Origin of the sequence: Flavicella sp. (assembly GCF_037132785.1) — a bacterium.
Taxonomy (GTDB): Bacteria; Bacteroidota; Bacteroidia; order Flavobacteriales; family Flavobacteriaceae; genus Flavicella.
Genome location: NZ_JBAHZZ010000044.1, coordinates 1 through 8842 on the forward strand (window position 1 = coordinate 1; position 8842 = coordinate 8842).

The 8842-nt window shown below is 31.3% G+C and carries 9 protein-coding genes; 1 reads left to right on the forward strand and 8 read right to left on the reverse strand.

Features of this window, described 5'->3' with window-relative positions; all coding sequences use genetic code 11:
* The first annotated feature begins 534 nt into the window (after positions 1–534).
* Positions 535–1356, forward strand: a complete 822-nt coding sequence (gene pyrF, locus V5787_RS02770) for an orotidine-5'-phosphate decarboxylase (protein WP_336891757.1) — start codon at positions 535–537, stop codon at positions 1354–1356.
* Positions 1357–1434: 78 nt separating this feature from the next.
* On the opposite strand, the gene bshC is transcribed toward pyrF, so the two are convergent.
* The 8 genes from bshC to V5787_RS02810 form a co-directional block, all read right to left on the reverse strand.
* A complete protein-coding gene (gene bshC, locus V5787_RS02775; RefSeq protein WP_336891758.1) occupies positions 1435–3027 on the reverse strand; it encodes a bacillithiol biosynthesis cysteine-adding enzyme BshC in 1593 nt (530 codons plus the stop codon).
* A gap of 146 nt (positions 3028–3173) precedes the next feature.
* On the reverse strand, positions 3174–3932 hold the full coding sequence (locus V5787_RS02780) for a diphthine--ammonia ligase (protein ID WP_336891759.1): 759 nt from the start codon (positions 3930–3932) through the stop codon (positions 3174–3176).
* Between the two features lie 67 nt (positions 3933–3999).
* Complete coding sequence (gene rimO / locus V5787_RS02785; protein WP_336891760.1) at positions 4000–5310, reverse strand: 30S ribosomal protein S12 methylthiotransferase RimO; 1311 nt, start codon at positions 5308–5310, stop codon at positions 4000–4002.
* 124 nt (positions 5311–5434) lie between these two features.
* Entirely contained in the window at positions 5435–6388 is a 954-nt protein-coding gene (gene ftsY / locus V5787_RS02790) for a signal recognition particle-docking protein FtsY (protein WP_336891761.1), read from the reverse strand.
* 123 nt (positions 6389–6511) lie between these two features.
* Positions 6512–6664: a DUF4295 domain-containing protein gene (locus V5787_RS02795; RefSeq protein WP_300321342.1), complete on the reverse strand. Its 153-nt coding sequence runs from the start codon at positions 6662–6664 to the stop codon at positions 6512–6514.
* 8 nt (positions 6665–6672) lie between these two features.
* Positions 6673–6855 carry a 50S ribosomal protein L33 gene (rpmG, locus tag V5787_RS02800; protein WP_336891762.1) on the reverse strand — a complete coding sequence of 61 codons (183 nt, stop codon included), beginning with the start codon at positions 6853–6855 and terminating at the stop codon, positions 6673–6675.
* Between the two features lie 28 nt (positions 6856–6883).
* Entirely contained in the window at positions 6884–7120 is a 237-nt protein-coding gene (gene rpmB, locus V5787_RS02805; RefSeq protein WP_336891763.1) for a 50S ribosomal protein L28, read from the reverse strand.
* A gap of 77 nt (positions 7121–7197) precedes the next feature.
* The gene (locus tag V5787_RS02810; protein WP_336891764.1) at positions 7198–8445 is read right to left on the reverse strand and encodes a competence/damage-inducible protein A; all 1248 of its coding nucleotides are present in this window, start codon (positions 8443–8445) and stop codon (positions 7198–7200) included.
* Between the last annotated feature and the right edge of the window lie 397 nt (positions 8446–8842).

Below are 8842 nucleotides of genomic sequence, written 5' to 3' on the forward strand. Positions count from 1 at the left end.
GTGCTAGGTCTGCATCGTATTTATCTGTCTTTTTTTCAACCCATTTATTAACTTCTCTGCTAATTGTTGAACGCGCTCTATTTAGAGTTTTAGCAATGTAGGATTTTGATTTTTTTTCATCTAAAAGAGTCTCAATTTATACTCTTTCTTTACGGGTAAGTCGTCTATGTTTTTTTACTACCATTTTACAAATCTATAAATTTAGATTTGTTGCGTTAAGTTATTGAATGGAGGTTTAGAGAACAACCTTCATTTAGACTTTAGACCTTGCCTTTTCAGAAGATATGACAAGAAAAAGAATAGTTAACGATGCTCAAAATTATTTTATTTAAGAGAGAACTGAATCTCTCTAAAAGGAGTCTCCAAAAAGATTATCAAGTAAAAGGACGTAAGCTCAGTGGAATCATGGACATTTATTAAAAACATTAAATTTAAAAGAACACTCCGAGTTTACAAGGAGCTAAACTACTTTACTTCTAAAAACTTTCACAAAACCTTTGAAAAGTATATTTTTGCCATTCAATTCCTAGAGCAATGACAAAACAAGAACTTATTGAACAAATCAAACTTAAAAAATCTTTTTTATGTGTTGGTTTAGATGTAGACATCAATAAAATTCCAAAACACTTATTGGATACTGAAGATCCAATTTTTGAGTTCAACAAACAAATTATTGATGCCACTCATCATGTGACTATTGCTTATAAACCCAATACTGCTTTTTACGAATGTTATGGCCTAGAAGGGTGGAAGTCTTTAGAAAAAACAATTGCTTATATCAACGATAAACATCCTGAAATTTTCACGATTGCAGATGCAAAACGTGGAGATATCGGAAATACTTCAACCATGTATGCTAAAGCTTTTTTTGAAAACTTAAACTTCGACTCAGTTACCGTTGCTCCCTATATGGGTAGTGATTCGGTGGAACCGTTTTTAGCTTTTAAAGACAAATTTACAATTATGCTAGCCTTAACATCTAATAAAGGCGGATTGGACTTTCAAGCGCAACAGGTCTCTGAAGACGAAAAATTATACCAAAATGTATTAAAACAGTCTTTAACTTGGGACAATAACGAACAATTAATGTATGTAGTAGGCGCTACAAAAGCAGAATACTTTAAAGGAATTCGTGATATCGTTCCGAATCACTTTTTACTGGTGCCTGGTGTTGGTGCCCAAGGAGGAAACTTACAAGACGTTTGTAAATATGGATTGAATAAAGATGTTGGTTTGTTAATCAATTCTTCAAGAGGAATTATATATGCTAGCAACGATGAAAAATTTGCACAAGCTGCTCGAGAAAAAGCGACAGAGTTACAACAAGAAATGGAAGTGATTTTAAGTAATATGTAATTGGCTGTAAAAATAAAAGCTACACATCGATTCAATACTATTTTCAACAAAAAAACGGTTGAAAATTCAGTTGTTTTTTTATAACTCTATCACAGAATACTCAAAACTTAAAGGATTCAATTGCTTTAGTAAAACTGGAATCAACTCTTCTCCATATTCTTTATAAAAATCGGCAAAGTTGACATTTCTTTCTTGCAATCCTTTTCTAGGGAAAAGAGAATCCTGTAATTTCCGAGTTCGTCCCACCACGTCCTTATGTTTTCTCTTTTCAGCTATTAACAAACGTTTTTCTAAATTCAATAAACCCTTGATTTGTTTTTTCTCCTGAGCTTCCAACGCTCCTTTAAAAGTAACATCTGTTTGATAAATTAAAGGTTTCAAATCTTCAAAAATTTGTTGTAACATTTGTCTTTGATTATCAAAACTAAAATCTAATTCACTAAATTTCTCAACTATTATATTAATTAGTTTTTCTTGATTTAAAAACAAATCTTGATATTCTAGTTCAAGCTTCTTTAATTTTTTTCCTTGTTTCACGGTCGCTAACAAAACAGAATTTCTTAACAACAAAACTGGAAATACAATTTCAGACGCTACAAAAAGTTCTTTTAACTGCAACCAGTACGCCAACTCTCCTCCTCCTCCAATATAACACAGGTTGGGTAAAACGGATTCTTGGTACAAGGGTCTCATAATTACATTTGGACTAAATTTTTCAGGAGAATTATTTAATACATCTAAAATCTCTGTTTTAGTAAATTTAATAGAAGTATTCTTTACTTTGTATATATTATTTTCTAAAACAATTCTCTCTCTAATTTCGTTTTCTATATAAAACAAATTGATTTCTCTTGGATTTACCTGAACCTTATAGTTGTTTTCTAAAAATAAATTTGTTTTAGAAATGGAATGATGAGCATACTGCTCCAATAATTCCTTCTCTACAAAAGGAGAAAATTGTTTTTTTAAATTTAGATCATCTCCATCAATTATCACCAAACCATATTCACCAAAAAGTTCATTGACCAAAAACATTGTTGCTTCCGTTAATGTATTATGCTTTATATAAGCTTTTTTAAAAAGTTCTTTTAAATAGTTTGCATTTTTACTGCTTCCTAAAGCATCACAAAACTCCTCGTAAACAGATTCTATAGATTCTGTAGATTTTCTACCTACAGACCCAGAGCTCTCTACATCCCAGGATATTTTTTTATTCCCTACAAAAAAATGATTAATTTCTTCAAAATCGTGATCTTCTGTTGCCATCCAATATACAGGCACAAAATTATTTTTTGGAAATTTTTCTTTTAATTGTTTCACTAAATTAATAGTACTTATAATCTTAAATAAGAAGTATAAAGGACCTGTAAATATATTAAGCTGATGTCCTGTTACTACCGTAAAAGTATTTGAGCTTTTTAGTGCCTTAATATTCTCACTCGTCGCTTCTAAAACATTTGTACATGAATACTGAGAAATCAAACTATCAAACAATACAGAACGACTCTCTTGAGTGAACTGTCCTTTCTTTAAATTTAATTGATTTTCAAAACCCTCAAGATCTGGGAAATTCCCATAAAGTTCTTTAATAACATCTTTTCTATCTATATAATCACAAACAAGTTTTGAGAAAAATCCCGTGTTTCGAAAAGGTATTTGTGTATTTCGCATGAAAAAAATAATTATTTAAAACTAACTGTCGGCTAAGCCTAATAGATGAAGCTCAAAAATAAACAATCCAAGTGAATCGAATTCTAAATATTATTATAATTCTTTTTAAATAAATTATTCAAAAAAATAAAATCGTGTTTTTGTTCCTAAAAATTTGGAATTAAATCACAGTACCAAAAGCCAGTATCCCAACTTTGTTGATCTTTTTTCTCTTTATAACAATCCTCATTTTTTGGCTTGTTATAATTCACGCAATTACCTTCAGTTTCTTTGTAAGTTCTTAACACCTTCTCTCCTATGTCAAAAGTCACAGGTTCTTTAAATAAAGGACCATCAAATACAAACGTATGAAATTCCCCGTTTTCTCCACAAAGATCTACTCCATCAGGTAAATCATCAATAAATTGCTGATCGACGATCCTTCCTACAAAACTCTCATCTAATAATTTAGCATTCACACAAACAGTAATCGCCTTAAATCCAAGCTCTAAAAATTCTTTTAGTAAAGCTGTGGTGTCTTTTTTCCATAAAGGATATATACCTTGAAGATTTACCTCTTTTAGTGTTTTATCTCGATAAACTCTTAAATCTTCTAAGAAAATATCACCAAAAATAGCATAGTTATAATTTTGATTGGTAATTTTTCGCATCTCCTTTTTCATGATTTCATCATATAAGGACATAGTAACATCTCCTGAGAAATGTATTTTCTGAAGAGGTAAACCAATCAATTTTACTTGCCTATCTAACAGTTCTTCTCTAAGTCCGTGCATAGAAACACGTCTAAACTCACCGTTTACATTGGTCAATAATGTACCTATCTCAAATTCCTTATCTTGTAATACCTTATACAGAGCCAAAGAAGAATCTTTACCTGTACTCCAATTAAAATAAGCTTTTTTCATTTTATCTTTTTTACCTTTGGTATTTAGAATTTCTTTTTTTTAACAGCTAAAGGATAACAACCAAAAACTAGACTGGCTCTCCGTATAAATCAAAATCACCAGCTTCGGTTATTTTAATATTTACAAACTGTCCAACTTGGATATAGTGTTTTGTAGCATCTATCAAAACTTCATTATCTACATCGGGAGAATCAAATTCTGTTCTTCCAATAAAATAATTTCCATCTTTTTTATCAAACAAACATTTGAATCTCTTCCCTACTTTTTCTTGATTCAATTCAAAAGAAATTTGCGCTTGGATTTCCATAATTTCAGCAACACGTGCTTCTTTTACATCCTCAGGAACATCATCATTTAAAGAACCCGCATGCGTATTTTCTTCATGAGAATAAGCAAAAGCTCCTAGTCTATCAAAACGAGAATCAATCACCCATTGTTTTAATTCTTCAAATATCTCTTCAGTTTCACCTGGATAACCGATAATTAACGTAGTTCTAATCGCCATTTCTGGAACTTCATTACGGAATTCTTTTATTAAATTCAATGTTTTATCACGTGTTGTACCTCTACGCATAGATTTTAAAATCTCTGTATTTATATGCTGTAAAGGGATATCTAAGTAATTACAAACTTTTGGTTCGTTTTTCATTACCTCTAATACATCTAAAGGAAAACCAGCAGGAAAAGCATAATGCAAACGAATCCACTCAATTCCATCAACTTTTACTAATTCCTTTAATAATTTTGCCAATTCTCTCTTTTTATAGATATCCAGTCCGTAATAAGTAAGATCTTGCGCTATTAAGATAAGTTCTTTAATTCCTTTTTCAGCTAACTTGGTTGCTTCAATAACCAACTCTTCAATAGGAGTTGATTTATGTTTTCCTCTCATAATAGGAATCGCACAAAATGAACAAGGACGGTCACAACCTTCCGCTATTTTTAAATAAGCATAATGTTTTGGTGTTGTTGTCAAACGCTCCCCTATCAATTCATGTTTGTAATCTGCTTCCAATACTTTTAATAAATTTGGCAAATCATGTGTTCCAAAATATTCATCCACATCCGGTATTTCTTTTTCCAAATCTGGCTTGTAACGCTCACTCAAACACCCTGTCACAAAAATTTTATCGACAAGACCTTCTGCTTTTTTTTCAGCATAATGTAAAATTGTATTGATCGATTCTTCTTTTGCTTTCCCTATAAAACCACAAGTGTTTATCACAACAATATTCCCCTCATCATTAGGGTCTTCATGAACAACCTCCTTGTCATTTGCCTTTAACTGTCCCATTAGAACTTCAGAATCATATAGATTCTTTGAACACCCTAAAGTAACAACATTAATTTTATTTCGTTTTGAAGACTTTGTTCTCATCAATACTTATTTTTAGCTTGCAAAAATACTCAATACAAATAAGAATTATTGCATAATTTACAGAAACCTCCAAGCAAAAAAAGATCGCTTAAAAAGCGATCCTCAAATTCTCACTATGATTCTTTTATTTAAAGAAAGAATCTACAAATTCTATCTTATTAAAAACTTGTAAATCATCTAGTCCTTCTCCTACACCTATATACTTTACAGGGATCTGAAATTGATCTGAAATACCAATTACCACTCCTCCTTTTGCTGTTCCATCGAGCTTGGTAACTGCCAACGAACTAACCTCTGTAGCTAATGTAAACTGTTTTGCTTGCTCAAATGCATTTTGCCCTGTAGATCCATCTAACACCAATAAAACTTCATGAGGTGCGTCTGCAACAACTTTTCGCATTACCATCTTAATCTTCGTCAATTCATTCATCAAGTTTACTTTATTATGCAAACGTCCCGCAGTATCAATAATCACAACATCCGCGTTTTGTGCCACCGCAGATTTTAAGGTGTCAAATGCTACTGAAGCTGGATCTGACCCCATTTCTTGACGAACTAAAGGTACATTCACTCTATCAGCCCAAACTTGTAATTGATCTATTGCAGCCGCTCTAAACGTATCTGCAGCACCTAAAACAACTTTTAAGCCTTGCTTTTTAAACTGAGCTGAAAGTTTTCCAATAGTCGTTGTTTTCCCAACACCATTTACTCCAACTACCATAATCACATATGGTTTATTTTTTGATGGAATTGTAAATTCAATTTCGTTACCAACATTTGTTTCAGACAACAAACCTGCTATTTCTTCTCTAAGAATTTCATTCAACGCATTGGTTCCAATATATTTATCTTTAGCCACACGTGCTTCAATTCTATCAATAATTTTTAAGGTAGTCTCTACTCCAACATCTGAAGAGATTAATACATCCTCTAAATCGTCTAATACTTCCGCATCAACAGTAGATTTTCCTGCAACTGCAGTTGTTAGTTTCTCAAAAAAACTTGTTTTTGATTTTTCAAGTCCTTTGTCTAAAGTTTCTTTTTTTTCTCTTGAAAAAACCTTCTTAAAAAAGCTCATATAATAGTGTTAGTGAAATTTAATCGCATAATTGACAATTGATCAAAATTACGTAATATTATTAAATAAGAAAAGCTACTTCCAAAAAATTGAAAGTAGCTCTAAATATTTTATAGAAGTAAATTACTTTTTAGCTAAAAAGTCTTTCACTTTAGAAGGGTCCATAATTGCTTCAACAAATGTGTAAGCTCCAGTTTTAGGGGATTTCACCATTTTGATAGCTTTAGACAATCTTTTTGAACCTGTCTGTAACGTTGCTACTGATTTCTTTGCCATTTCGTACCTTATTTAATTTCTTTATGAACAGTCATCTTCTTCAAGATTGGGTTGAATTTCTTCAACTCAACTCTATCTGGAGTGTTTTTTTTATTCTTAGTTGTAATGTATCTAGAAGTACCTGGTAACCCAGTTGCTTTGTGCTCAGTACATTCTAAAATTACCTGAATTCTATTTCCTCTTTTTGCCATCTCTATATATAATTTAAAAGAAAAATAATTATTTAATAAATCCTTTTTCTCTAGCTTCTTTTAAAACTGCAGTAATTCCGTTTTTGTTGATGTTTTTCAACGCTGAAGTAGATAATTTCAATTTAATCCATTTATCTTCTTCTGGAATATATAAACGCTTTGTAATTAAGTTAGCGTTAAATTTTCTCTTTGTTCTATTCAATGCATGAGAAACATTGTTTCCTACCATTGCTTTTTTCCCTGTAAGTTCACAAACTCTAGACATCTTTAAAACCCTTTATATTGTTATTTTCTAAACGAAGTGCAAATTAACGATTATTTATAGTTATCACCAAACATTTCTTAATAGTTTTTTATAATTTCTTTTCTTAATAATTCTATGGCTTTATTACAACTTCTGTGAATTACCATTTCCCTAGGTTTACCAAAACTAAACTCCTCTGAATAAACTCCTGATGGTGTAGCAATTGCAATACAAACAACTCCAACCGACTTATCGGTTTTATCAGTTGTTGGACCTGCGTTACCTGTTGTCGCTATTCCATAATCCGACTGCATTTTATTTCGAATACCAACAGCCATCTCCTCCGCCACTTGGTTACTAACAATTGTGTTTTTTTGAATTGAAGATTTGCGCACTTTTAATTCTATTATTTTAATCTCTTCCCTATACGCTATGATACCTCCAATAAAAAACTGAGATGCTCCTTCTTTTTCTGTCAGCATCGCTGCCAAAGAACCACCAGTACAACTCTCTGCAACTGAGACTGTTTTATCTTGATCAATTAGCAACTGAGCGACTGATTGAATAATATTATTACCGTTATCAAACCCAATAATTAAGTCACCTAAAATCTCTTTTAACTTCTCTATTTCTCCAACTATCAAGTTTTCAAGATTTTTTTTATCGAAACTTTCACCTGACAACCTCAACTTTACCATACCTGGAGAAGGCAAATAAGCTAACCTAATAGTTTCCGGTAGCTTATCCTCCCAGTCTTCCAGTTTTTCAGCCAAATCACTCTCTCCAACTCCAAACGTTACAACCGTTTTATGCAAAATAAACGGAAGTTTAAATTTATTTTTTAAATATGGCAATACGGTATTTGTCATAAGTCCTTTCATCTCATAAGGCACTCCAGGCATACTAACAAATACTGTGTCATTCTCCTCAAACAACATACCTGGCGCAGTTCCTAAATCATTATGCAACACCTTACACTTAGAAGGAACCAAGCCTTGTAGTCGATTCAATTCTGAAAAACGAATATTTCTTTTTAAAAACATACTTTTAATATGATCCACAACAGCAGTATTCAATATCAATTCATCCTTAAAATATTTGGCAAATGTATGTTTAGTGATATCATCTTTGGTAGGTCCTAGTCCTCCGGTAACCAATACTACATCTACCCTGTTTTCGGCACCTTTAAACGCTTTTAGGATATGAGATTCATCATCTTGAATGGAGGTTATTTGATAGACATAAAATCCTATTTTATTTAATTCTACAGCCATCCATTGAGAATTCGTATCAATAATTTGTCCAATTAAAATTTCGTCTCCTATCGTAATTATTTCTACTTTCAATATATAATCATTTTTAACAAGAACACAAAAGTAATAAAGCATCTTTAAAAACCTTCCAATCAACAATATATTTATGCTGCTTTTGTCTAAAATTTACCTGAAACTAAATTTTCACACACCGTTTTTTCTAAAATAGAGAACTTCATTTTCTCTAAACAAAAACACCTATTTGGAAATGAAAAACACTGAACACCAATTCTCTAAAAACAGAATAACACTAATTTAATTTTTAAATGGCGTAATAATGATTTAGAATATTTAAGACCGTTGCATAATGCTCTTTTCAGTTTTAGATTTCAATTTTGACTTTTTAAATCTAAAATTTATATTTTTTTTTCTTATTTTCATTGTTTATGTTAGTTATGGATCTATTTTTTGGTTCATTTTCCTTTAGTTT